Source organism: Novacetimonas hansenii JCM 7643, from assembly GCF_000964405.1.
Classification (GTDB): domain Bacteria; phylum Pseudomonadota; class Alphaproteobacteria; order Acetobacterales; family Acetobacteraceae; genus Novacetimonas; species Novacetimonas hansenii.
Genome location: NZ_BANE01000169.1, coordinates 1 through 24478 on the forward strand (window position 1 = coordinate 1; position 24478 = coordinate 24478).

The window sequence follows — 24478 nt, forward strand, 5'->3', positions numbered from 1 at the left end:
TCATTGATAAAAAATAAGAAAAGTTTTTGGGTGCCGCCTTTTTTTTAAAAGGCGGCGTCTTCTGAAGGTTTTTGGAAAAAGATTCACCAAAAACCTTTATGATTTCAGGATGTTATTGAGCCTGTCTTTTCAAGAAACCTGTAAAGACTTTCATCATCTTGGTGGGGGGATGATACAGAATATTTGCCAAAAATTTGTTATTTTAATGGGGTACTGACCCCAGCCGTTCAGGCTGTAAGCTGTTTTTCATTCACTGAAAAGAAACTGTCGGGTGGCGATCCCGGCTGCTCCCGTGGCCCAGTCGGTATGCTGGGTTTCCCGAAGGGTCAGGGTTGTTTCCCAATCGGGGCGGGGCATGACATTGGTTTCCATCGTCTGGCGCAGGACAGCACCGAACACGCCGTCGCGAAAGGGCTGGTCCAGCATGACGACCACCTGGCTGGGATCGAAAAGCTGTACAAGTTGTGCCACCGCCAGCCCCATCGCCCCGCCAGCGGTATGGAGGATACGCAGGGCGTCAGCATGTCCGTCACGCGCCAGCATCTCCAGCTCGGCCGGCGAACCAGGCAGGCCGCGTTGCTGTGCCATGGATCGTATGGCCTGAAGTGAGGAGACAGTGTCGAGGCATCCCCGCTTGCCACAACTGCATGGGCGTTCCGTTTCCCGCCCATCAGGCCAGAAAACGGTCGTGTGGGAAATTTCGCCCGCACCACCATGAAAACCGCGATGTAATTTCCCATCGACAATATGGGCACATCCGATGCCGCCATCACCCACGATAATCATGCTGAAATCCGGACAGTCACGCAGAATGCCAAACAGATGTTCGCCCTGTACCAGGGCGTTGGCGTCATTTTCTGCGAATACCGGCACTTTCAGCCGATCCTTGAGTGGTGTGACAATATCAACATTGCGCCATCCCAGCGCGGTGGAGCGCAGGCACATGCGCCGGTCACGTGCAACAAAACCCGGGATGGCGATACCAACACCACCCAGCGGTCCGGCCCTGTCGCCCGCCTGCACCAGCAATGCCTGTATGCCGCTGGCGATATGATCCACGCACAGGTCAGGATCGGACATGCGTGGCAAATCCATCTGGACCAGGATTTCACCATGCAGATCCGTCAACAGGATCTGGCCGGGGTCTGATTGCAGGGAAATGCCGGCAAAACAGGCCGAAACGGCATTCAGGCCCAAAAGGATGGCGGGGCGTCCCTGCCCGAAAACCAGTTCACGTTCAGACAGTATATTGCGATCCAGCAGTTCGCGCGTCAGGGTCGAAACTGTGGCCTTGCTCAGACCCGTAATATCCACCAACTGCGTCCGGCTTATATTGCCCATCATACTGATGGCGCGCAGTACCCGATATTGTCCTGACGTAAACATCTGCATCCTGCGCTGACTGTGCCCTATGGATTGTTTTTAATTGATACGAAGCCGGAAGACAATTAGTATAAAGGCCGAACTTAGTGAGTTAGCTGAATGATTCCGGACGTTTTTCTGCGGGCATGTCCTGCCATTGATGCCCTTTCCCCCCGTCAAAACCAGCCTGTCATACATAACCGCCAGGAGGAGGTCCGGTGATACTTTGCGCCGATATCGGTGGGTCCTATATTGATTTTGCCGAAGCCGACCACAGCCACGAACTGGCGCACCGGCAGCGGCAGCCAACACCTACGTCCGATCTGGACGCATTTGTTTCCGTGCTGAACAGTATGGCGGCCTCATATCCGGCCGCCGTTCCGCTGCATATGGCGATTGCCGGTGTATGTGCGCCCGATACAGGGCGGACATTCACTGCCAATATCCCCTGTGTCAATGACGTTCCTCTGCGCGAACTCCTGACGCAGCGTCTGGGACGACGTGTGCTGGTGGTGAATGACGCGCACTGTTTCGCCCTTAGTGAGGCCATGCAGGGCGCGGGGAAGGGGCACGACATCGTTTTCGGGATCATCCTGGGGACAGGGGTCGGCGGTGGCCTGATCATACATGGCCGTCCCGTCATCGGCCGGGATGGCCTTGGTGGGGAATGGGGGCATGGTCCCTTTATCGCGCAGGATGCGGGGGGGGATGGTATTCCCTGTCTGCCGTGCCAGTGCGGGCAGAGCGGTTGTCTGGATACGATCGGTGGCGCGCGCGGTATCGAACGCCTGCATTATCACCTCAGCGGGAAAGAAATTCATGCCCGCGCCTTGCTTGCCGACTGGCTGTCGGGGGATGCATCCGCGCGCCGCACGGTGGATGTCTGGCTGGATCGTATGTCCGCCGGGCTGGCTATGGTCGCCAATGTAACTGGGGCTTCCATCATGCCGGTGGGGGGCGGATTGGCGCATCAGGTGGAACTGATCGGGGCGCTGGATCTCAAGGTAAGGTCGCGCATTCTGCGACAGCAGGACGCGGCGCTGGTTGTGCCGGGCTGCCTGCCTGCGGATTCCGGCCTGATCGGGGCGTCATGGCTGAAGGACTGAAGGAAAGGCTTTCCCGGATTGTCCGGCAACAGAATTAAAGGGCAAAGCTGCTTTTAATGTCGCTGTGATAGGCAGTCGGATGAATTGTGACAAAAATGCTACGATCATATCGGCCCTGCAGATGCGCTTGGCATTATAAATAAACTATATAAAACAGTATATTATAGGTGGTTTTGGTTATTACCGGGTAGTTTTTGCGCTCAGAACAACTCGAAAAATACCGCATCCACTTTGTTTTCATTCTAAAACTATCATTGGACGGTTGTCGAACTATTGCCTTGCTTTCGGAAGGTCTGCCATTATCCATTAACGGAACAAAACGTTTGTTTCGCCGAATTTTCCACCTGAATGCAGGGATTCACGTTCATGAACGTTTCGTATCGTAATCTATCCCTCTGTTGTACTGTTTTGGCGAGTTTGGTTGTCGTTCCTGCTTTTGGGCAGGGTGTGGCCACAACGCGCGAAGGGGGAGCGAACGCTTCGTTACGTTCTAAGGCAGGACATGCATCGACATCCGCGACGGCCAGGTCTGGCAAGACGGCTGCCATTGCAAGGGGCACCAGCGCGCAGCCCCATTCCGATGTGGAACAGATCCATGTCACCAGCCACGGCATTACGACGTCCAACGGTGTGAACAACCTGACGCCCGGTGGCGGCCTGATGCCGCACCAGACCGCCGCGCGTTCACAAAGTGGCATCACCCGCGACTTTATTGCAAAACAGGCGCCAACAGCCAATATTTCGTCACTTGTTGCTGAACTTCCCGGTGTCAATTACTCCAGCCAGGACCCATTTGGCCTGACGGGTAACAACATGACCATGCGCGGCATGACGCAGGCGCAGATTGGTTATCTGTTCGAGGGCGCGCCAATGGCCGACCCGATCAATTACCAGCCCTATACCAGCATGATGGTGGATTCTGAAAACCTTGGTTCGGTGACTGTCTCTCAGGGGTCACCTGACATGGACGCGCCGTTGTACAACGCGGTGGGCGGGCAGATTTCTGCGCAGGAAATCAACCCTTCGCACCGACAGGGGGGATTTGTCGATCTTGCTGGCGGCACGCATAGCGCAAACAAGGAATTTATCCGTTATGAAACAGGGGATATCGGAAATACCGGTATCCGTGGTTTCGTTTCCTTCTCCCACACCAGCTATAATAACTGGCGTGGTCCGGGCGGCCTGTTCCGTTATCATATCGATTCGAAGTTTGTGAAGGAATGGGGGGATGGCAACAGCGTCTCTGCCATCTTCTCCTATAACCGCCAGCAGCAGACCTCGTGGCGTTCGCCCACCATGGCGCAGTGGAAGCAGTATGGCGACAGCTTCAACTATCATGGTGACTTTACGCAGAATGACCCGCTTTTCTATGGCCTGAACATTACGAACCTGAATGCGCAGACCATCATTTTGCCGTCGCACTTCACGTTGACGAAAAACCTCAAGCTGCATGTCACGCCGTATTATGAACATCAGTTCGGTCCGTCGAACGGCGGTGAAAGTATCCCGACCACGGGTGGGTATATGGGCACGCAGCAATATAGCGGCCTGGTCGGTGTCCCAACCGGTACCGGTTCGATCCTGACGGAAGGTATCGACCCATGGGACCAGAAGAGCGCGTCAATCAATACGTCCCTGGACTGGACAATGGGTCATAACAAGCTGTCGATCGGGTACTGGTATAACTATACCACCCATCAGGAGCTTTCGACCTTCAATGAAGTTTATGCCAACGGTTCCTATTCCAACAGTCCGCTTCGTGTTGCGGATACGGGGCGGATCCTGACCGGCTATGACCTGAATTTCAAGCAGCAGGTCAACACGCTGTTCATTGCCGATACGCTGAAGCTGCTGCATGACCGTCTGACGCTGAGTGCGGGTTTCCGTGCGGCGATGGTCAGCCGGACGGGCACCAACAATGTTCCGGGTGCTGATCCGTATTACAAGGCGGGCAATTATTTCGAGCCGCTGCCGCAGTTCTCCGCCAGTTTCAAGATCACACCGCACGACCAGATCTATATCAATGGCACCACCGCCTTCCGTGCGCCTGCATCGGTGGAAGCATATAGCCAGATCTTCGACCCCAATTCGTCGCATGCGGTGGAACAGCCCGGATCGCTCAAGCCTGAATATTCCATTGGTGAGGAAATCGGCTTCCGCCATTCTGGTTTCTATAACGTTGCATTCTCGCTGTTTAACCTGAACATGACCAACCATCAGGTGACATCGATGAACTATATCCCCGGCACCAACCAGTTGATTTCCGAACCGATCAATATCGGTGGTCAGACGTCGCGCGGTGCGCAGATCGAATTCGGCCTGCGTCGCTGGCATCACATCAGCCCGTACCTGTCGGGGCAGTATCTGCACGCGACGATGGATAACAACTTCAATGCCGGTGGCGGAAACTACCTGCCCACGGCTGGCAAGGTCGCGGTTGAATCGCCCCGCTTCACGGGGGCCATCGGCCTGAACTATGACGATGGTCGCTTCTTCGGCAACTTCGCGCTGCGTTACGTCGATTCCCAGTACACGACCTTCATGGATGACCAGAAAATCCCCTCCTACATTACGTCGGATATCGCCCTGGGCTATCGTCTGAAGAAGCTTGGCCCGGCCAAGGCACCGCAGATCCAGCTTAACATCATGAATATAGGCGATAATCATTACTTGTCCGGTGGGTCGAGCTTCACCACCAATGCCCATGCGACCCATACGGTTGCCGGGAATCTTTATGGAAGTAATGGTGTGGCGAAAACATCTTCACCCGTCTATCTTGTGGGTGGCGCATTCGCCGCGATGGTTTCTATATCGGCTGGTTTCTGATAACTGCCTGGCGTGGTGGCGGTGGTCCTTTTCGGGCCACCGTTGTCGCGTTCGGGCCAAGGAGGCTTCTTTGTCCGCACCACATCCCGAAAGTCCGGCTGGCGCATATGGTTGGCGACCGATCATCATCATTGCATGCCTGTTTTTCATTATCGGGTTCGTGACGTGGCTTAATGGCCCCCTCATCACCTTTGTTCAGGTGGCATTCAATCTGAGTACCGTCAGTGCATTCCTTGTGCCGATGTGTTTTTACCTGTCCTATCTCATCTTCCCCCTGCCTGCGACGTTGCTGGCGCAGAGGACGGGCTTGCGCAGTGGGCTTGTGGTGGCTCTGGTCATCATGGCTGTGGGTATAGCGATTTTTGGCGAATGTGTCAGCATGCGATGGTATCCCGGCGCATTGTCCGGGCTGTTTGTCATTGGGGCCGGGTTGTCGTTGTTACAGATCACGATCAATCCCTATGTGACATTGCTGGGCCCCACGCAGAAGGCGGCACAGCGCATCGCGATCATGGGGGTCGCGAACAAACTGGCGGGGATTGTGGCCCCGATCGTGCTGGCCATGCTTGTCATGCGCAATATCAATGACATCGCCGCGCGGGTGAAGGCGGCCCCGGATGCCACAACGCGCGATCATATCCTGGACCAGTTCGCCCATGCCGTGCAGGTGCCCTATCTTGCGATGGCGGTCATATTGCTGGTGACGGCGGTGGGGCTTGCACGTTCTTCTTTGCCCGAAATCGACATTTCAGGGGCAGGGCAGGGCACGGATTCCGATGATGATGGGCAGGACACCCGCCGGGGGCCGACCTATCTGTGGCTCGGTGTCCTGTGCATGTTCGTGTATGTCGGAACCGAAGTCATGGCGGGCGACGCCATCGGGGCCTATGGCGCAAGTCTGGGCCTGCCGCTGGACCAGACGAAGTTTCTTACGTCGCTGACGCTCGCGGCGATGATGGGTGGATACATACTGGGCATGTTCCTTGTCCCGCGCGTATTTTCCCAGGAACGCTACCTGGGGTTGTCGGCACTTTGCGGGTTGGTGCTGTGTGTGTTGACATGGCTGACGCAGGGATATGTGTCGGTCATGTGTGTCGCGTTATTCGGTTTTGCGAATTCCATGATCCTGCCGTCATTGTTTCCAATCGTCATCCGTGATGTGGAAGAGCGTGGAGCACAGGCGACGGCGCTTCTGGTCATGGCGTTTTCAGGGGGGGCGGTGCTGCCCCAGCTTTTTGTACAGTTCATGCCGGTAATGGGGGTGCAAAGTGCGTTTGTCGCGCTTATGGCGCCTGCATATGGCCTGATCGTGCTGTATAATGTGTTGATACACAGGCGGAACCGGGCGCGCCCGGTGCCGGTGATGATGGTTGAATCATGATCCCATATCACGGGTTGTATATTTATCCGTGGGATATCGAGGATCAGGACGACCTGCCTGGTTTCGCCGCCGGGTTGCGTGCGCTTGGCATCAATAGGTTATGCATGGCCACGGCATACCATACGGGGAAATTCCTGCGTCCCCACGGCAAGCATGGGCGTGTGGTTTTTCCGCAGGACGGGGCGGTGTACCTGCCCACCGATGCACGCAGGTATGGGAATATCCAGCCTGTCGTGGCAGCGCACATGCCGGGCATGGATGCGGTGCGGACGCTGCGTGAACATGGTCTGGCGCTTTCGGCGTGGACTGTCCTGTTCCATAATACCGCCCTTGGCACGCGCCACCCGCAGGCGGCGTGCCAGAATGCATTTGGCGACCGTTATCCCTACAGCCTATGTCCATCGAACGCGGATGTGCGTGCCTATGGCATCGCCCTGTGCCGTGATATTGCCGACCATCCCCATATCGACGATATTATTTTGGAAACACCGGGATGGCAGCCATCCCATCATGGTTTCCATCACGAAATGAGCCTGCTGGCTTCGAACCCATGGGCTGACACCTTGCTTGGGCTGTGCTTTTGCGACGCCTGCATGGATGGTGCAGCCCGTAAGGGTGTGGATATAGCAGGAGTGCGTACGCGTGTGCGCGGGCATATCTCCGCCTATCTGGCGCGCCGGTGCGATGGCACCGCAGCCGAAGGCGAGGACAGGTTGATGCATGCCATCGTCCATGATGATGGATTGCGTGACGTCCTGCGCTGGCGTTGTCAGCAGGTGACATCGTTGGTGGCGGATATCCGCGACGCCGTCCGGTCGGACGTGACGGTGCATGTCATCCCCTCGGTCCAGGCCAATCCGGTCCGGGCGTGGGTCGAAGGCAGTGACCTGGCTGCCCTGTCGGGTGTTTGCGACGGGTTGGAAGTCTGCCTGTACGGGCGCGACACACAGGCCCTGTTGGCGCGTTTCGAGGATATCCGGGACATTGTTCCCGCTGATCGGTCCCTTCGCGCTGTCCTGCGTCCGGCCCCGTGCGATTTCACCGATGCCGGGCCCTTCGTTGCGCAGGTGGATGAGCTGTCACGCCGTGGTGTGCGCGATTTTGCATTTTACAATTTCGGTCATTTGCGCCGGGAAAACCTCAACTGGATACATCAGGCGCTGTCTGTCTCTCCTGTCCCCCGATGAGGCGGGACAGATGATGTCAGTGCGCTGGGAATGGAGAATATCATGAAGGTTGTCATCTGTCCGACTGCTGAACGCGCGACCGCGCTGACGGCGCGTGTCATTGAACAGGCGTTGCGTCAGAAGCCGGATATCGCGCTCGGTCTGGCGACGGGACGTACGATGGAGGCTGTTTATGCCCATCTTGTACAGGCCCATCAGAACAGCGGACTGGATTTCGCGGCCTGCCGGACTTTCAACCTTGACGAATATGTTGGCATCGCGCCGGATTCAGCGCATTCATACCGCACTTATATGAATGCGCACCTGTTTTCCCGCGTCAATATCGCGCTGGAGGCAACGCATGTGCCCGATGGGGCGGCGACAGACCTTGATGCGCGGTGCGTGGCATATGAACAGGCCATCCGTGCAAGCGGCGGTGTGGGGCTGCAACTTCTCGGGCTTGGGGAAAATGGCCATATCGGGTTTAACGAGCCATTTTCCGCCTTTACGTCGCGCACGCGTGTCGTCACGCTGGACCCCGCGACGCGGCGGCAGAACGTGGGCATGTTTGACGGAGACCTCGAACAGGTTCCCTATCATGCCGTGACGATGGGGGTCGGTACGATCCTTGATGCCCATCGCAACGTCATGGTCGTAACCGGCGCGGCCAAGGCATCAATGCTGGCGCGTGTGATCGAAGGGGCCATGAGTGCATGTATCAGTGCGACGGCCCTGCAGATGCATGCGGATTGCCTGGTGATCGTGGACGAGGCGGCGGCAGGTGCGCTGTCATGTCGTCCATATCTTGAACACCTGATGCAGCACGATCCCGAACTCAAGGCGCTGCTGTCCTGATGGGGCAGGGCCTTATGGTATGGTATTCTGACAGGACGTCATGACGTGATGGATGATGCAATTCTTGCGGTTGATGGCGGGGGTACCAGGACACGCGCCGTTGTCGTCGCGCGTGACGGGCATGTCCTGGTGCAGCGGCATACCGGGGGCAGCAATCCGTATGACAAGGTTGACTGGGCGGAGACACTGACGCACCTGCTGCGTGACATCAGTCCCGTCCCCCTGCGCACGGCGATGATCGGCCTTGCTGGATACAGTGCGCAGCGTCCGTCTTCGCGTATGCAGGAAGAGGTCATCCGCACCGCCCTTGGGCCGGATGTGGCGATTACCATGTGTTCGGATGTGGAAATCGCCTGTATCGGCGCCTTTGCCGACGGCCCGGGCATCCTTGCACTGGCGGGAACAGGGTCGGTCATCTGGGCGGATGACCGGCGCAACCCGCCGTTGCGGATCGGGGGGTGGGGCTACATGCTCGGTGATGAAGGCAGTGGATACTGGATTGGCTCTGTCGCGCTGGGGCGCGTGGTGCATTTCCTTGACACCCGCCATCGGGAAGAGGCCGCGTTCGCCACCCGCATCCTTGAGGCGCTCGGCCTGCCGATAGATCCTGATGCGGCTGGAGAGGCCCTTTTGGAATGGCAGCGTGTGCAGGACCATCCCCGTTCGGCGATTGCGGCGCTGGCGCATGAGGTGAACCGCCTTGCCGACGGAGGCAGTGCCGAGGCGGTGCAGATCCTCAGGCAGGCGGCGGGTTTCCTGTCATCGCAGGTGATGACGGCGCGCGAACGCCTGGGGCAGCCTCTGCCATGGAGCCATAGTGGCAGCGTGTTCCTGAGCCGGACCGTCATCGACACCGTCAGTCACCATGTGGGGGAGGCCCCGCAGGCCCCGCAGTTTTCCGCCCTCGGCGGTGGGGCGATGCGCGCTGCACGCCTTGCAGGGTGGGATGTCGATGGGCCATGGCTTGCGCGGCTGCGTGCAGGGCTGTTGCGTGATTGACCGGTGCGGGGTCAAAATGAATGATGGATGTGATTTATGATCGGACCTAACCCATGAACATCAGTGGCCAGCTTGTCCTTGAGGATCGTATTGTCAGCGCGTCGATGTCCTTTGACGACCTGATCGGGGATATTACCCCGCAGGCCAGTGCGCCTGACCGTTATATCCTGCCCGGTTTCGTCGATGGTCACGTGCATGGTGGCGATGGCGCGGATACGATGGATGGGGTGGACGCCATCCACCATATGTCGCGCTTTCACCTGTCGCACGGCACCACGACCATCCTGCCCACCACGATTACGCGTCCGTGGGCGGATGTCATGGATGCCCTGCGGGCGGTGGCAGAGGTCTGGCGCAGCGGGATTCCCGATGGTCCGCAGGTCCATGGCGCGCACCTTGAAGGGCCATTCGTCAGCCCCCATCGCCTTGGCGCACAGCCGCCGTTCACAATCGCCCCGGACCCGGTGCATGTGGACGAAGCCCTGGCCACAGGTGTGGTGCGGGTTGTAACCCTTGCCCCGGAACTCGACCATGCGCAGACCGCTATGGAAACATTCGCACGTGCGGGTGTGCGCGTAAGCCTTGGGCATACGGTGACGGATTACGAAGGGGCTGACCGCGCGATCTGCCGCATCTGCGCCGCGGGTGGCGTGGCTGGGGCGACGCACCTGTTCAATGCCATGGCCCCGATTGAAAGTCGGCGTCCCGGCCCGGTGACAGCCCTGATGTGTAGTGACGTTGCCTATGCCGAGATGATTTTTGACACCCATCATGTTCATCCCGCGACCTTTCGTCTGGCGCACCGTGTCATGGGGTCACGCCTGCTGTTCGTGACCGACGCCATGCGCGGTACCGGGGGGGGCGATGGGATAAGCCAGCTTGGCGGACAGACCGTGCATATCAAGGATGGTGTGGCGCGGCTGGATAACGGGTCCCTGGCGGGCAGTGTCCTGACGCTGGACGCGGCGCTGCGCAATGCGGTCGATGCGGGGAAATCCCTGCCCGAAGCAGCGGCACTCGTCAGTACCAATGCCGCGCGATACCTTGGTCTGGATGATCGTGGTCGCCTGTCGGCGGGATGCCGTGCGGATTTCGTTGTCATGAACAGCGCATTGCAGGTTGAGGAAGTCTGGGTCGGCGGACGACGCCTGCGCTGATCATGGGCTGGCGGGGTATTCCAGGGGGCGGGGCATTGGGTTTTTCACGTATGCTGGGCGCCGGGTTTGTCTTAGCACTTCTGGCCGCGCCGCAGGTGGCGTCCTGCAGCCCGGCACTGATGCCCATGCCGACGTCCTATGTGGCGGGTTCCGGTGCCATTGCGCTGACCGGGCGGATGGAGGTTACATGGCTGGGCCTGCGTTCCGCATTGCTGGATCGGGTGGTGGGACGGTTTGAAAAACGCCTTGATACGTTGTCGGGGCGCACATATGCGCCGGAATATGGTCCCGTCACGGCATTGCGGCTTTCTATCGACTGCATGGCGGACGATACACGCATGCTGTCGGTGGATATGCATGAGCATTATCGCCTGCAGGTGGATACGGATGGTGTCCGGCTGACGGCAGATGGGCCGGCAGGTGTGATGCGTGGCCTTGCGACGCTTCTGCAACTGGTGGACCATACGGCAGATGGCCCCGTGCTTGATGCCGCCGTGATTGAGGACCGACCGCGTTTTGCATGGCGCGGTATCCTGATTGATGTCAGCCGCCATTTCATGACGCCTGCGACGCTGGAGCGTCAGATGGACGCCATGGAGCTTGCAAAGCTCAATGTCCTGCACCTGCATCTGTCTGATGGGCAGTCGTTTCGCGTTGAGAGCCGCCGCTATCCACGGTTGCAAAAGGTCGCGGCGCGGGGGGAATATTATACCCAAAAACAGATCCGCGCCCTTGTGGCCTATGCGGCGGAGCGCGCGATCCGCATTGTGCCCGAATTCGACACGCCGGGTCATTCCTTTGCCCTGCTGACGGCATATCCCCGTTATGCAGCGCAGCCCCCCGATGCGATGGACCTGCGTCAGGTCTATGTCGATGCGTTTGATCCGACACTGCCGGGAACCTATGATTTTATACGACATCTGTATCATGAGATGTCGCGCCTGTTTCCCGATGTCTATTTCCATGCGGGTGGGGATGAGGTGCGGGGATGGCAATGGACGCAAAACCCCCGTATCGCCGCCTCTATGAAGGCGCATGGTTATGCCGATCCCAAGGCGTTGCAGGCCGCGTTCACCACGCGTATCGCGCGGTTTTTGGAACATGATGGCAAGGTCATGATGGGCTGGGACGAGGTGAGCGAGGCGCCCGTACCGCAAGGTGTTATGGTGGAGGCATGGCGTGGCCAGAAATATGCCGCCGCCGCTGCATCGGCGGGGCATCCTGTTGTGGTGTCTGCTGGCTATTACCTCGACCTGTTGCAGCCTGCGGCGCAACATTACCGCGTGGACCCGACGGATACCCTTTCCGACATGCAGAAGGCGCATGTGGTCGGGGCAGAGGCCGCATTATGGACGGAAACCGTGACGGATGAGATGCTTGATGCGCGGTTATGGCCACGCCTTGCCGCAATTTCCGAACGTTTCTGGTCCCCGCAGGACATATGTGATCCTGACAGCATGTCTGCCCGCCTGCCCGCGATCCAGGCCGAATTGCAGGTGCTGGGTAATCAGGCCCAGTCGAATACATACCGCATGGCCGCGCGACTGGCACCCGCCGATCCGCAATCGCTGCTGACGTTATTGTCGGTGACAAGCCCGGTGCGCAATTATGCCCGTAATCATCAGGCATGGCAGTATCTGCACAAGGTTCCGATCACGGAACAGCATTTCGATACCCCTGCCGATATTGCCGCACCGGACAGCTTTGCCGCGCAGGCATTCAATCGTGACGTGCAGATATATCTTTCGGGCCAGTCGGCGTTGAAGCCCGACCTTCGCGCGCGGCTTGTCGCATGGCGTGACAATGATGTGGCGATCATCCGGCTGGCGGCGCAATATCCGGTGTTACAGCCCCTGTTGCCGGTATCGGCCGAACTGGCCGCGCTGGCGCGTGCTGGCCTTGGGGGGCTGGATGGCGGTGGCCATGGCTGGCAGGATGCCGCGCGTCATGCGCTTGCAACGGCGCATCAGCAGATCGAAGCATCCGCCACGACAAAGGCGGCGCATACCATGGCACAACCACCTGCTGATCTGGTGCAGGATATCGTTCCTGGCATCGAGGCCCTTATGGCGTCGGGTCGGAAGATCTGAGTTCGACCACGAAATCATACATGTCCGCGCGATAGGCGGAATATGTAACCTCCAGCACGCGACCATCGGCAAGAAACGCGCGCCGTTCGATCTGCAGGATGGCTGCTGGCTGTTTCAGGTGCAGCCACAATGCCTCCTGCGGTGTCGCCAGTCCGGCCCGCAGGCGTTGCAGAGCGCGTACCGCCATAAGCCCCCGTGCCCGCAGGACGGCATAAAATGAATCCTGTACCAGATAGGGATCAGGCAGGTCGCGTGCCGTTACAATGGCGGTTTCAACGGCCATGGGTTCATTATTGGCGGTGCGGATGCGTTTGAGGCGGATAATACGCGTGCCGGGCGCCACGCCAAGCGCCATGGCCTCGTCCGGTCCAGCCATGGCATGCTGCCGGTCCAGCCAGTGCGACCCTGGGGTAAAACCACGGGCCCGCATGTCCTGTGAAAAGCCGCTTAGTTCCGAAAGGGGTTGGCTGAAACGTCCCGACACGAACGTACCGGCCCCCGTTTTCTGAACCACGAGTCCTTCATGCACCAGCTTGGCCATGGCCTTGCGCACGGTGACGCGTGACACCCCGGTCATGCTGGCCAACTCACGTTCCGCCGGGATGGCATCGCCACGGCGCAACTGGCTGCTTTCGATCATATGGCGCAACCGCGCCTCCAACTGGAGGTAGAGCGGCATGTGGCTGGAGGGATCAAGCCGTAGTGATTCCTCAAACCGTGCGTGATGCTCCACCCGGTTCAACCTTTCTGATTGCCTGTGGCGTCCAGCTCTGCCTGGATCGTACGCAGGTTGCCGTCATGTGTTGCAAGCAGGGGATCAATCCGGTCCGCCGCGATTCCCCAGCGCAGCATGACCGCACGTTTGACGTTGAATCCCGTAGCCTCCAGCGCGGCGATGGCCTGTTCATGTGTGCTGGTGGTTAAATTGCGCACCATGCGACAGGCACGCTGGCGCAGTTTTTCATTCACGACACGCATGTCCACCATCTGCCCGCGATAGGCATGGCCCATGCGGATCATCAGCGTGGTGGAAATCAGGTTAAGGGTGGTTTTCTGCGCGGTCCCGGCCTTGAGACGTGTGGAGCCGGAGATGACTTCCGGTCCCGTCACGATCGCAATGCCGACGTCCGCAGCGTTCAGCAACAGGCATGATGGATTGCATGCAATGCCGATCGTCAGGCTGCCGGCGGCGCGTGCGGTGGCGATTGCGGCGCAGGTGTAAGGGGTGGAACCACTTGCCGCGATGCCCACAACCACGTCATTCGGGCCGGGGTCATGTGCCAGGATTTCCGCACGGGCGACATCCTCGCGGTCTTCGGCCCCTTCCGCCGCCTGGTAAATCGCATCATTCCCACCCGCCAGCAGCAGGACCAGACGCTCTGGCCCCCATCCGAAGGTCGGCAGCAGTTCAACCCCGTCCTGCATGCCGATCCGGCCCGATGTGCCCGCGCCAACATAAAACAGGCGTCCCCCCGCCAACAGGCGGGGCAGGGCCGCGTTGACCGCACGTTCCAGTTCCGGGACAGCGGCACGAACGGCAGCAACCGCACTCATCTGCGCCTCCACCAGCGCATCAAGGACCGATGACACAGGCCACAGGTCAACATCCGCATAGCGGGGGTCCTGTCCTTCGGTCAGTATGGGAAGGGCGGGGGCGGGGGATGGGGTCATGGATGCACTGTCTCCGGCGGCAGGGGGATGAAGGTCAGGCCCGGGGAATGGAAAGGGCGATGGCGGCGGCGGTTGCGACATCGTGGCGCAGCCTGATGACATTGCCGCGTCCATCAGGGTGGACGCGGTTGGTCAGGATCAGGACATAGGTATCGCTGTCGGGATCAAGCCAAAGGGATGTGCCGGTAAAGCCGGTATGTCCGAAGGAATTCATGGGAAAGCGGTCCCCGCGTGGGGAGGAATAATGTGTCGAGATGTCCCAGCCCAGCCCGCGCAGGTCCGTCTGGCCCTGTGGTTGCTGTGGCGTGGTCATCATCACCAGTGTGCGCGTCTGTAACGGGAATGCCGATGGCCTGCCCGCGCGCCTGTCCAGTAGCGCCTGCGCATATACACACATGTCGTCCGCCGTGGAAAACAGGCCCGCATGCCCCGCGACCCCACCCATGCGCCGGGCAGAGGGATCATGTACCTGCCCGCGCAGCATGTGTCCGTCATCATCGAACTGTGTTGGTGCAATCTGCGCACGCCATGTTTCCGGCGGCAAGAAGCGTGACATGCGCATGCCAAGCGGTGCCAGGATATAACGCGTGGCATAGGTGTCGAGTGTCATGCCCGACAGCTTCTCCACAAGGAAACCCAACGTGATGAAGTTGATGTCGCTATAGACGAACCGGCTGCCCGGTGGATGGTCCGGCACGGTATTCATCGCCAGCCGGAAGGCCGCGTCGCGACCATGCCATTTGTCAGTCAGGCCAAGATCGGGTTGCAACCCGGAATAATGGGTCAGCAGATGGCGGATCGTAATGCCGGATTTTCCCGCAGCCGCGAAGTGCGGCAGATAGCGGCAGACGGGATCATCAAGGTCAAAACGTCCCTGTTCCCACAACTGCATGACGCACGGCGCCGTTATGACCGCCTTGGTCAGGGACGCCATGTCGAACACGGTATCCCACGTCATGGTTTCGGCCACAGGCGCAATGGCGCGTTGCCCACGTACTGATCGGTAAACGACCTTGCCTGCATGCCCGATGGCGCAGACAACGCCGGGGGTCGCGTGTGTGGCGATGGCCTGTTCAAGCAGGTGGTCAATTTCCGCCATGTTTCGTGTCGTACGCTGTCCGTGGCTGGTGCGCGCACATGCGCCGAGTGTGGCTGCCGCCGTGGCAAGCAGCAGGGCATGGCGGCGGCGCAGATGTCGCGTGGCAGGGAGTGCGTGCATGGTGCAGGGGGTCCGCTGGTGAATGGGTATGGCAAGATCTGATACAGGAATAATACCATTATGAAATGGCAATAACAATGATATTTCGTCATCATTCACGTGGATGATTCGTATCACCCATGCGCTGACATGATCGTAAAAGAAGGTTTGTGAGGCGTCAGGAATGTTTTTGTCGGAATTTTATCGTTTTGGTCGTGAAAATATTTTGTTTCGGGGGCCTGATGATTTTTGGCTTTGATATGGTATTTCTTTGGTAATAGAATCCGTGTGTCTGAAATGATGGAATTGGCATGTCTCCCGTCGATCTCTCGATTATCTGCATTTATTGCCTGACGCTGCCGTTCATTGCATTTTTCCTGTCCGGACGGCAGGACTCAGTCTCTGCCTATGTGGGTGGGGGGCATGACCTGCCATGGTGGGTCATCTGCCTGTCGCTGGTGGCGACGGAAACCTCCACCCTGACGGTGATCAGCATTCCCGGTATCGCCTATGGGAACGGGCTGGTCTTTGTCGGGCTTGCGATGGGGTATGTCATCGGGCGCGCACTGGTCGCATGGCTGTTTCTGCCGCATTATTTCTCCGGGCAGTTCAGCAGCGTCTATCAGTATCTGGGGCAGCGTTTCGGAACGGCAATGGAACGCACGGTTTCCATCACGTTCCTGCTGATGCGTGTTCTGGCTGAAGGGATAAGGATGTTCGCGGGAATGTTGCCGGTTGCGGCCATCCTGACGGCCATGCAGTTTCCCTTGCCACATGTGGTGGTGATGCTGATAATCGTCGGGCTGACCCTGTTCTATACGCTTTTTGGGGGGCTGCGCGCCGTGGTCTGGTCCGATGCGATCCAGCTTGCGGTTTATGTCACCGGGGCCGCGGCCTGTGTCTTCCTGCTGTTTCATCACCAGACGGCGCAGCAGACGCATATGCTGGTGCATTCGGCACGCTTCCATCTGTTCCAGAAATCCAGCCTGTTTTTCCTTAATCCTTATACACCGCTTGCTGCCATTGTTGGCGGGGCCATCATGTCCATGGCGTCGCATGGCACCGACCAGTTGATGGTGCAGCGCATTCTGGCCGCGCGAAACCTGCCTGATGCGCGCAAGGCCCTGATTGGCAGCGGGTTTATGGTGGGGGGGCTGTTTGCATTGCTGTCGCTGGTGGGCGTCCTGTTATGGGCGCGAAATGGCGGCCGCTCCCTGGCGGAGGTGGGGTTGGGGTCATCGGACGAACTGTTTCCCGATTTCATTGTCCATGGCCTGCCGCATGGGCTTGCCGGATTATTGATTGCAGGATTGCTGAGCGCGACCATGGGGTCGTTGTCGGCCACGCTTAATTCCATGACCAGTGCGACCTTGCTTGATTTTTCCGCATTCTGTGCATGGATGACACGACACCTGCATGTGCGCCCGCTGGCGTTTGCGCGGCTGGTCACGCTGGTGTGGGCTGCGATCCTTGTGCTGGCGGCGTTGGGATTTTCACACAGCCATGGGCCTGCCGTCGTGTTTGGCCTGTCGGTGGCCGCCTGTTCCTATGGCGCAATGCTGGGCGCATTCGTGTTTGCCATGTTTATTGCCGGGGCGGATGTACGTGATGTCCTGCCTGCGTTCCTGCTGACCCTGGTGGTGGTGTGCTGTGTCATGATGTTCGTTCATCCCTATGGCCATGTCATCGCCTTTTCATGGCTGGTGCCATTCGGGGTGGTGCTGATGTTCGTCTTTGGCATGGTGTCGCGCCAGATCCGACGTTTCCATGCATGAATGCCATGTGATGACACAGATGTGACCGTAATAAGGGGCAGGGGGCGTGCTGTCACGTTTGTGAAGGGCGGCAGTCGCTCTATCCCTTTATTCTTTGGCAGTGTGGCCTTTATTAATGTTCGCCCGAAGGAAACGTCCATGTCCGCATGGATGTAAGAATAAAGAAGCGGACCCAATATATGGCCAAAATCAAGGTAAAAAATCCCGTCGTTGAAATGGACGGGGATGAAATGACCCGCATCATCTGGCATTTCATCAAGGATCGGCTGATACTGCCTTATCTGGACATCGACCTGAAGTATTTCGACCTGGGGATTGTCCATCGTGATGAAACGGATGACCGGGTCACGGTTGAGGCTGCCGAGGCTGTCCGCAAATACGGCGTGGGTGTCAAATGCGCCACCATCACCCCGGACGAGGACCGGGTTAAGGAATTCGGCCTTAAGAAGATGTGGCGTTCGCCCAATGGCACGATCCGCAATATCCTTGATGGTACGATTTTCCGCGAACCCATCATCTGTGCCAATGTGCCGCGTCTGGTGCCGCACTGGACCAAGCCGATCGTCATCGGCCGCCATGCCTATGGCGATATCTATCGTGCGGCTGAAACCCGTATTCCGGGACCGGGCAAGGTCACGCTGCGTTACCAGCCCGCTGACGGCGGGGAGGAGCAGGTGCTTGACGTGCATGACTTCAAGGGGCCGGGCGTGGCGCTGGGTATGCATAATACCCGTGCATCCATCGAAGGATTTGCCCGCGCCTCGCTCTCTTACGGACGCGACCGTCGGCTTCCGGTCTACCTGTCCACCAAGAACACGATCCTCAAGGCCTATGACGGGATGTTCAAGGACGTGTTCCAGGAGGTTTATGACCGCGAATTCAAGGCGGAATTCGAAAAGCTGGGCCTGACCTACGAACATCGCCTGATTGACGACATGGTGGCCTGTGCCCTGAAATGGCAGGGTGGGTATGTCTGGGCATGCAAGAACTATGACGGTGACGTGGAGAGTGATATTGTGGCACAGGGCTTCGGCAGCCTTGGCCTGATGACTTCCGTGCTGCTTAACCCCACCGGTGATGTGGTGGAGGCCGAAGCCGCCCATGGCACAGTGACCCGTCACTTCCGTGAACACCAGAAGGGACGCCCCACCAGCACCAACCCCATCGCCTCCATCTTCGCATGGACGCGTGGGCTGGCCTATCGCGGGCGCTTTGACGATACTCCTGATGTCATTCACTTTGCCGAGGCGTTGGAACGTGTCTGCATTGAAACAGTGGAAGGTGGCGAGATGACCAAGGATCTCGCCCTACTGGTCGGAAACGGGACGAAATGGCTCGATACGCAGCCCTTCCTTGATGTCCTTGATGCACGCCTGCGCAAGAAACTGGGCTGACGCATATCTTCAGGGGGCCTTTATGCAGGCCCTTGCCATGGCTGATGTTTCAGGAACGCCGTCACCTCTTTTAGGTGGCGGCGTTCGTGATTATGCGCATGCTCATCCCATCAGAACCGGGAGGGGGCGGAGGGGCGGATCACTTCATGCGACGCTGTTCGCAAGGGCGTGTTTGGGGAAGGTGCGGAAAAAGCGGTTTTACCCATTGATATTGAGAATTGTTCTCATATATGGTGATGCGGACTCGCGGCAATGAATGGGTGTTTCATGTTTGTTTGTTCGTGCAACATGCTGACGGATACAGATATAGATATCGCTGTAAGCAATGGGGCCACCCACCCGCGGGAGGTTTATGCGGCAAAAGGATGCAAGGCGCAGTGCGGGAACTGTGTTCCCGGGGTTCTGTGCCTGCTGCGCCGGGCGTTGCGCCAGGCGGCACATGAACGACAGGGAGCAGTGCTCAACCTGGCGGGGACTGGGGGTGGGTTTTCCGCTGGCATGACAGCCATGCCGCAGGAATTGCCCGGATAGGATATCGCCAGACAGGATATCGTCGGATAGAGGGGGCATCGCCATGCACCAGCCACCCTCGCGGGGTGGCTGGCACAGGCGGTGGCTTATGCTTTATGCGGCAGCTTACTCTTTTTCGGCTGAAGCGGAGTTGAGCTGGATATAGCGTTCAATTCCGATCATCTTGATCAGGTCGAACTGACGGTCGAGGAAGTCTTCGTGCTCTTCTTCATTATCGAGGATCTTGAGAAACAGGTCACGTGAGACGTAGTCGCGCACGCTTTCGCAATAGGCGATGGCTTCACGCAGGTCCGCGATCGCCTTTTCCTCCAGCTTCATGTCACACTTCAGGATTTCCTCGACATTCTGGCCGATGAGAACCTGATTGTAACGCTGCACGTTGGGCAGGCCACCAAGGAACAGGATGCGTTCAATCAGCCAGTCGGCATGACGCATTTCCTCGATCGATTCCTCATATTCCTTTTTGCCCAGCAGGGTGACGCCCCAGTGGTTGAGGGTACGGGCATGCAGGAAATACTGGTTGATGGCCGTCAGTTCGTTGGTGAGCTGGATGTTGAGATGTTCAATGACCTTGGGATCGCGGATCATGCCTGTTGTCCTTGTCGTGTGGTGGAGTGATCATGAAGGAATGCCCGCGCGGGGCATGGCGTTTCATGACAGGGGCGGCGCCAAGCCTATCGTCCCCCTCTTCCGGATAGGGCGTATCACCGATATCGCCCAAGGGGAAGGGTTTGCTCAAGTAGAAAGGTCCATGGCAGGCATGTGAATGCAAAATATTGAAATAAACATGCTGCAATGCAACACAACCCGGCGGATCATCTTTCATGTTGCCGATCATTTGCGATATATTCGCATTATTAATGTTTCATGATTGCCATGATGCGAAAATATCTATTGCTGAAACCTTTAAACTCGCATAATTTTTCCATCTGGCCCTACTAAAAACAACAATATGAAAAAATATGGTGCCGTGCCATTGCATTCCTTGCGCCAGAACAGGATGCAGGGCGTGATACCATCGCAAGTGGGAACGAGCAGACATGACGAAGTGGGTATACAGTTTCGGAAACGGCCTTAACGAGGGTCGCGCGGAGATGCGCAACCTCCTGGGCGGAAAAGGCGCGAATCTGGCGGAAATGGCGTCGATCGGCCTGCCGGTCCCGCCGGGCTTCACCATAACGACGGAAGTCTGCTCGGCGTTTTATGACAACGGGCGCAAATATCCTGACGACCTGCATGCCCAGGTCGGTGCGGCGATGCAGCGGATCGAGGAGGCCATGGGCCTGCGTTTTGGCGATGCCGACGCGCCGCTCCTTGTTTCCGTCCGGTCTGGCGCGCGGGTATCCATGCCGGGGATGATGGACACCGTCCTCAATCTCGGCCTGAACGACACGACCGTGGAAGGGTTGGCCCGCTCTTCGGGCGATGAACGTTTTGCATGGGACAGCTACCGCCGTTTCGTGCAGATGTACGGTTCCGTCGTCATGGGCGTCGCCCATCACCATTTCGAGGACGTGCTCGACCAGTTCAAGCGGACGCTGGGTGTGGTGGATGATACCGCCATTTCCGCCACGCAATGGCGCGAAGTCGTGAAGGCGTATCACGAGATCATCAGCGAACATACCGGGCAGGAATTCCCCTCCGACCCGCAGGCGCAGTTGTGGGGCGCGATCGGGGCCGTGTTTGGTTCATGGATGAACCCGCGCGCCAATACCTATCGTAAGCTGCATGATATCCCGGCCTCATGGGGGACGGCGGTTAACGTGCAATCGATGGTATTTGGCAATATGGGCGATGACTGCGCAACCGGCGTATGTTTCACGCGCGATCCCTCCACCGGTGAAGACGTGTTCTATGGCGAATACCTCGTCAATGCGCAGGGCGAGGACGTGGTGGCCGGGATTCGCACCCCGCAACCGATGTCGCGCGCACGGGCGGAGGAAGGGCAGAATCCGATGGAAACGGTGCTGCCCGATGCCTATGCCGAATTGTTGCGGGTGCGCTCCTTGCTGGAGGGGCATTACCATGACATGCAGGACATCGAATTTACGGTGCAGCGCAACGTGCTGTATCTGCTACAGACGCGCAATGGCAAGCGCACGGCGGCAGCGGCGCTGAAAATTGCCATCGACATGGCGCGTGAAGGGCTGATTTCCAAGGAAGACGCCATCTGCCGCGTGCCAGCGACGTCACTGGATCAGTTACTGCATCCCGCCCTTGATCCCAAGGCGGAGCGTGTGCAGCTTACCCGTGGGCTGCCTGCGTCGCCGGGTGCGGCCTCTGGCGCGGTCGTGTTCACGGCGGAGGAATGCGAGGCCCGCGCCGCCCGTGGCGAGGATGTCATTCTGGTGCGTGTCGAAACCTCGCCCGAGGACGTGCATGGCATGCACGCCGCGCGTGGTGTGCTGACGGCACGTGGTGGCATGACGTCGCACGCGGCCGTGGTTGCCCGTGGTATGGGGCGCGTATGTGTTGCCGGTGCCGGCAGCGTGCATATCGATTACACCACGATGGTCATGACGATCGACGGCCATTCCATCGCGGAAGGGGAATGGATCACGCTCGATGGCAGCACGGGGGCAGTCTATCTCGGGCGTGTCGCGACCATTCCCCCCATCCTGTCAGATGATTTCAACACGTTAATGGGCTGGGCCGATGCCACCCGGCGCCTTGGTGTGCGTGCAAATGCCGAAACGCCTGATGATGCGAAGACCGCGCGTCGTTTCGGGGCGGAAGGGATCGGGCTGGCCCGCACGGAACACATGTTCTTTGGCCCCGACCGCATCGGTCTTGTGCGCCAGATGATCATCGCGGATGACGAGGCCGTGCGGCAGCGTGCGATCAATGCACTTCTGACGTTCCAGCGCGATGATTTCGTCAGCATCTTCCGCATCATGGCCGGCCTGCCGGTAACGGTGCGTCTGCTTGATCCTCCCCTGCACGAGTTCTTGCCGCACGCGGAGGGGGAAATCGCGGAAGTGGCCACGGCTCTGGGCCGGACGGTTGAGGAAATCCGTGCCCGTTGTGCTTCCCTGGCTGAAGCGAACCCGATGCTGGGCCATCGCGGGTGCCGTCTGGGCCTAACGAACCCGGAGATCTATGCAATGCAGGTCCGTGCCCTCATAGAGGCCGCGTTGCAGGTTTCTGACGAGACGGGCAAGGGCATCGTGCCTGAAATCATGATCCCGCTGGTCGCGACCAAGGCGGAACTGGAGGTCGCGCGACGGGCGGCAGAGGCGGAAATCATCTCCGTGCTGCAAGAACGTGGCGCCTCCCTTGATTACCGTATCGGCACGATGATCGAACTGCCCCGTGCCGCGATCCAGGCAGGCGAAATCGCACATCATGCGGATTTCTTCTCCTTCGGCACCAATGATCTGACACAGACGACGTTTGGCCTGTCGCGTGATGATGCGGGTTCGTTCCTGCCGTTCTATGTCGATCATGGGCTGTTGCCCAAGGACCCGTTTGTGTCCATCGATCGTGATGGTGTGGGGGCCCTGGTGCGTATGGGTGTGGAGCGTGGGCGTGCCACGCATCCGGGCCTGAAGCTGGGGATCTGTGGCGAACATGGGGGAGACCCGGATTCGATCGCGTTCTTTGAGGCGGTCGGGCTGGATTATGTATCGTGCTCGCCCTTCCGTGTGCCGGTGGCCCGTCTTGCCGCGGCGCAGGCGGCACTGGCCCATCGCAAGGAAAATGCGGCAGCGTAAAAGCGCGGAGGCAGGCGGTGCCGTCGTTATGGCGGCGGCACCGCACTGTATAGAGGCATATGAATAGTCAGCCGATTGTCCTGCATCTGGTGTCGGAGGCTACGGGCCAGACACTCGAAGCGGTTGTGCGTGCCTGTGGTGCGCAGTTTCGGGATTCGTCCTTTATCCAGCGCAACTGGAATCTTGTCCGTTCCCAGATACAGGTCGGGCGTGTTCTGGCGGGGATCGCGGCGGAACCTGGCCCCGTCCTTTCCTCTCTTACGACGCCAAGCCTGCGAGAAGCCCTGCGGACGGGATGTCGCAGCATGGGCGTGCAGGTGGAAAATATCCTCGACAGTACTATATATTTTCTGGAACGCGAAACCGGGACACGTGCGGAACGCCATCCCGGCGGTCAGTATGTCATGGATGATGAATACCGACGGCGGATTGACGCGATGCAATATGTCATCGGTCATGATGACGGACAGCGGGTCAAATCCCTCGAAGATGCGGATGTGGTACTGGTGGGGGTTTCGCGAACATCGAAAACCCCGACCTGTTTTTATCTTGCCAATCGTGGGGTGCGCGCGGCGAATGTTCCGCTGGTGCAGGGGGTGGCGCTTCCCGATGGATTGCTGGAATACAGGGGAACGGTGGTCGGACTGATGATCGACCCGCATACGCTGGTGGAAATCCGTAGGTCGCGTGTGGGGATGATGCTGCCGGGGCGTAAGTTCGCCCGACGCCGGGTGTCAGATGAATCCATGCGCCCATATGTTGACCCGACACGCGTACAGGAAGAATTGGTCTGGGCGCGGCGGTTATGTGCCCAGCATGGCTGGCCGGTCATTAACGTGACGCATCGTTCGGTGGAAGAAACCGCAGCGGCGATCATCGACATGATGTCGCATCCCCCGTTGCGCCGGATGACAAATCCCGTGGATGCAGAGCGCACAGGCGATATTCCCGGAAATTCCTGAAATCGCGCAGGGTATCTGCAATCATTCCTGATAATGCAGGGATGTATACAGGCGTGTCGTTTTATTCGGGCGGCATGCCTGTTTTCAAAGATCGCCTATTTACAAAAGCATTTACGGGATTCGTCGATGTATCTTTTGAATGAAAGTAATCGACCAGTCGCATTGTTTTATCACGAATATGTGATGATAAGAAGGGCATCCTCCCTGCGATCACGGGTGGCGCGGGTTACGGGCGTAAATGAAGAATTTGAAGTTATTTACTGAAACATAGATAAAACTAGTATCTTTTTTT

The 24478-nt window shown here is 58.5% G+C and carries 19 protein-coding genes; 13 read left to right on the top strand and 6 right to left on the bottom strand.

Translation table 11 applies throughout. The features are described 5' to 3' along the window. Positions 1 to 246 precede the first annotated feature (246 nt). Entirely contained in the window at positions 247 to 1386 is a 1140-nt protein-coding gene (locus B7G66_RS11540) for an ROK family transcriptional regulator (protein ID WP_003619387.1), read from the bottom strand. A gap of 194 nt (positions 1387 to 1580) precedes the next feature. Here B7G66_RS11540 and B7G66_RS11545 point away from each other — a divergent pair, with 194 nt between their 5' ends. The 8 genes from B7G66_RS11545 to B7G66_RS11580 all read left to right on the top strand — a co-directional run bounded on the left by B7G66_RS11545 (position 1581) and on the right by B7G66_RS11580 (position 12942). Then, positions 1581 to 2468, top strand: a complete 888-nt coding sequence (locus tag B7G66_RS11545) for an ROK family protein (protein ID WP_003619388.1) — start codon at positions 1581 to 1583, stop codon at positions 2466 to 2468. 447 nt (positions 2469 to 2915) lie between these two features. After that, positions 2916 to 5294 (top strand): TonB-dependent receptor, encoded by a 2379-nt coding sequence (locus tag B7G66_RS11550; RefSeq protein WP_048859211.1) that lies wholly within the window; start codon positions 2916 to 2918, stop codon positions 5292 to 5294. A gap of 70 nt (positions 5295 to 5364) precedes the next feature. After that, on the top strand, positions 5365 to 6675 hold the full coding sequence (gene gluP / locus B7G66_RS11555) for a glucose/galactose MFS transporter (RefSeq protein WP_003619390.1): 1311 nt from the start codon (positions 5365 to 5367) through the stop codon (positions 6673 to 6675). Beyond that, positions 6672 to 7862 (top strand): hypothetical protein, encoded by a 1191-nt coding sequence (locus tag B7G66_RS11560; protein ID WP_003619391.1) that lies wholly within the window; start codon positions 6672 to 6674, stop codon positions 7860 to 7862. Before gluP ends, B7G66_RS11560 begins: the two co-directional genes overlap by 4 nt. Positions 7863 to 7904: 42 nt before the next feature. Further along, positions 7905 to 8696 carry a glucosamine-6-phosphate deaminase gene (nagB, locus tag B7G66_RS11565; protein WP_040511862.1) on the top strand — a complete coding sequence of 264 codons (792 nt, stop codon included), beginning with the start codon at positions 7905 to 7907 and terminating at the stop codon, positions 8694 to 8696. 48 nt (positions 8697 to 8744) lie between these two features. Next, entirely contained in the window at positions 8745 to 9695 is a 951-nt protein-coding gene (locus tag B7G66_RS11570; RefSeq protein ID WP_003619393.1) for an N-acetylglucosamine kinase, read from the top strand. A gap of 53 nt (positions 9696 to 9748) precedes the next feature. After that, positions 9749 to 10852: an N-acetylglucosamine-6-phosphate deacetylase gene (gene nagA, locus B7G66_RS11575; RefSeq protein WP_003619394.1), complete on the top strand. Its 1104-nt coding sequence runs from the start codon at positions 9749 to 9751 to the stop codon at positions 10850 to 10852. A gap of 35 nt (positions 10853 to 10887) precedes the next feature. Further along, entirely contained in the window at positions 10888 to 12942 is a 2055-nt protein-coding gene (locus B7G66_RS11580; protein ID WP_003619395.1) for a beta-N-acetylhexosaminidase, read from the top strand. Here B7G66_RS11580 and B7G66_RS11585 read toward each other — a convergent pair. Genes B7G66_RS11585 through B7G66_RS11595 form a run of 3 tightly spaced genes read right to left on the bottom strand, consistent with a single transcriptional unit; the run spans position 12917 to position 15832 of the window. Further along, on the bottom strand, positions 12917 to 13675 hold the full coding sequence (locus B7G66_RS11585) for a GntR family transcriptional regulator (protein ID WP_196760710.1): 759 nt from the start codon (positions 13673 to 13675) through the stop codon (positions 12917 to 12919). The genes B7G66_RS11580 and B7G66_RS11585 overlap by 26 nt on opposite strands. Positions 13676 to 13680: 5 nt before the next feature. Beyond that, positions 13681 to 14613: an N-acetylmuramic acid 6-phosphate etherase gene (locus tag B7G66_RS11590; RefSeq protein WP_040510689.1), complete on the bottom strand. Its 933-nt coding sequence runs from the start codon at positions 14611 to 14613 to the stop codon at positions 13681 to 13683. Between the two features lie 34 nt (positions 14614 to 14647). Next, positions 14648 to 15832, bottom strand: a complete 1185-nt coding sequence (locus B7G66_RS11595) for a serine hydrolase domain-containing protein (protein WP_003619399.1) — start codon at positions 15830 to 15832, stop codon at positions 14648 to 14650. Between the two features lie 290 nt (positions 15833 to 16122). Here B7G66_RS11595 and B7G66_RS11600 point away from each other — a divergent pair, with 290 nt between their 5' ends. The 3 genes from B7G66_RS11600 to B7G66_RS11610 all read left to right on the top strand — a co-directional run bounded on the left by B7G66_RS11600 (position 16123) and on the right by B7G66_RS11610 (position 19511). After that, positions 16123 to 17586 (top strand): sodium:solute symporter, encoded by a 1464-nt coding sequence (locus tag B7G66_RS11600; RefSeq protein ID WP_003619400.1) that lies wholly within the window; start codon positions 16123 to 16125, stop codon positions 17584 to 17586. A 179-nt stretch (positions 17587 to 17765) separates the two neighbouring features. Next, on the top strand, positions 17766 to 18980 hold the full coding sequence (locus tag B7G66_RS11605) for an NADP-dependent isocitrate dehydrogenase (protein WP_003619402.1): 1215 nt from the start codon (positions 17766 to 17768) through the stop codon (positions 18978 to 18980). Positions 18981 to 19247: 267 nt separating this feature from the next. Then, positions 19248 to 19511, top strand: coding sequence for a (2Fe-2S)-binding protein (locus B7G66_RS11610; RefSeq protein ID WP_003619405.1), 264 nt, complete (start codon positions 19248 to 19250; stop codon positions 19509 to 19511). Positions 19512 to 19616: 105 nt separating this feature from the next. Here the strand turns inward: B7G66_RS11610 and bfr are convergent, their stop codons facing one another. Together bfr and B7G66_RS11620 are read right to left on the bottom strand one after the other, a co-directional pair. Beyond that, positions 19617 to 20099, bottom strand: a complete 483-nt coding sequence (gene bfr / locus B7G66_RS11615; protein WP_003619408.1) for a bacterioferritin — start codon at positions 20097 to 20099, stop codon at positions 19617 to 19619. Further along, on the bottom strand, positions 20074 to 20337 hold the full coding sequence (locus tag B7G66_RS11620; protein ID WP_141312747.1) for a hypothetical protein: 264 nt from the start codon (positions 20335 to 20337) through the stop codon (positions 20074 to 20076). Before B7G66_RS11620 ends, bfr begins: the two co-directional genes overlap by 26 nt. Positions 20338 to 20551: 214 nt before the next feature. On the opposite strand from B7G66_RS11620, the gene ppdK reads away from it, so the two are divergent. Further along, positions 20552 to 23224 carry a pyruvate, phosphate dikinase gene (gene ppdK / locus B7G66_RS11625; protein ID WP_048859212.1) on the top strand — a complete coding sequence of 891 codons (2673 nt, stop codon included), beginning with the start codon at positions 20552 to 20554 and terminating at the stop codon, positions 23222 to 23224. Positions 23225 to 23283: 59 nt separating this feature from the next. Then, the gene (locus tag B7G66_RS11630; RefSeq protein ID WP_003619418.1) at positions 23284 to 24186 is read left to right on the top strand and encodes a pyruvate, water dikinase regulatory protein; all 903 of its coding nucleotides are present in this window, start codon (positions 23284 to 23286) and stop codon (positions 24184 to 24186) included. Positions 24187 to 24478 lie beyond the last annotated feature (292 nt).

Coding starts and splice junctions, on each gene's coding strand:
- B7G66_RS11540 (WP_003619387.1), bottom strand. CDS start 1,386: ATGTTTACGTCAGGACAATATCGGGTACTGCGCGCCATCAGTATGATG.
- B7G66_RS11560 (WP_003619391.1), top strand. CDS start 6,672: ATGATCCCATATCACGGGTTGTATATTTATCCGTGGGATATCGAGGAT.
- nagB (WP_040511862.1), top strand. CDS start 7,905: ATGAAGGTTGTCATCTGTCCGACTGCTGAACGCGCGACCGCGCTGACG.
- B7G66_RS11570 (WP_003619393.1), top strand. CDS start 8,745: ATGGATGATGCAATTCTTGCGGTTGATGGCGGGGGTACCAGGACACGC.
- nagA (WP_003619394.1), top strand. CDS start 9,749: ATGAACATCAGTGGCCAGCTTGTCCTTGAGGATCGTATTGTCAGCGCG.
- B7G66_RS11590 (WP_040510689.1), bottom strand. CDS start 14,613: ATGACCCCATCCCCCGCCCCCGCCCTTCCCATACTGACCGAAGGACAG.
- B7G66_RS11595 (WP_003619399.1), bottom strand. CDS start 15,832: ATGCACGCACTCCCTGCCACGCGACATCTGCGCCGCCGCCATGCCCTG.
- B7G66_RS11600 (WP_003619400.1), top strand. CDS start 16,123: ATGTCTCCCGTCGATCTCTCGATTATCTGCATTTATTGCCTGACGCTG.
- B7G66_RS11605 (WP_003619402.1), top strand. CDS start 17,766: ATGGCCAAAATCAAGGTAAAAAATCCCGTCGTTGAAATGGACGGGGAT.
- B7G66_RS11610 (WP_003619405.1), top strand. CDS start 19,248: ATGTTTGTTTGTTCGTGCAACATGCTGACGGATACAGATATAGATATC.
- bfr (WP_003619408.1), bottom strand. CDS start 20,099: ATGATCCGCGATCCCAAGGTCATTGAACATCTCAACATCCAGCTCACC.
- B7G66_RS11620 (WP_141312747.1), bottom strand. CDS start 20,337: ATGAAAGATGATCCGCCGGGTTGTGTTGCATTGCAGCATGTTTATTTC.
- ppdK (WP_048859212.1), top strand. CDS start 20,552: ATGACGAAGTGGGTATACAGTTTCGGAAACGGCCTTAACGAGGGTCGC.
- B7G66_RS11630 (WP_003619418.1), top strand. CDS start 23,284: ATGAATAGTCAGCCGATTGTCCTGCATCTGGTGTCGGAGGCTACGGGC.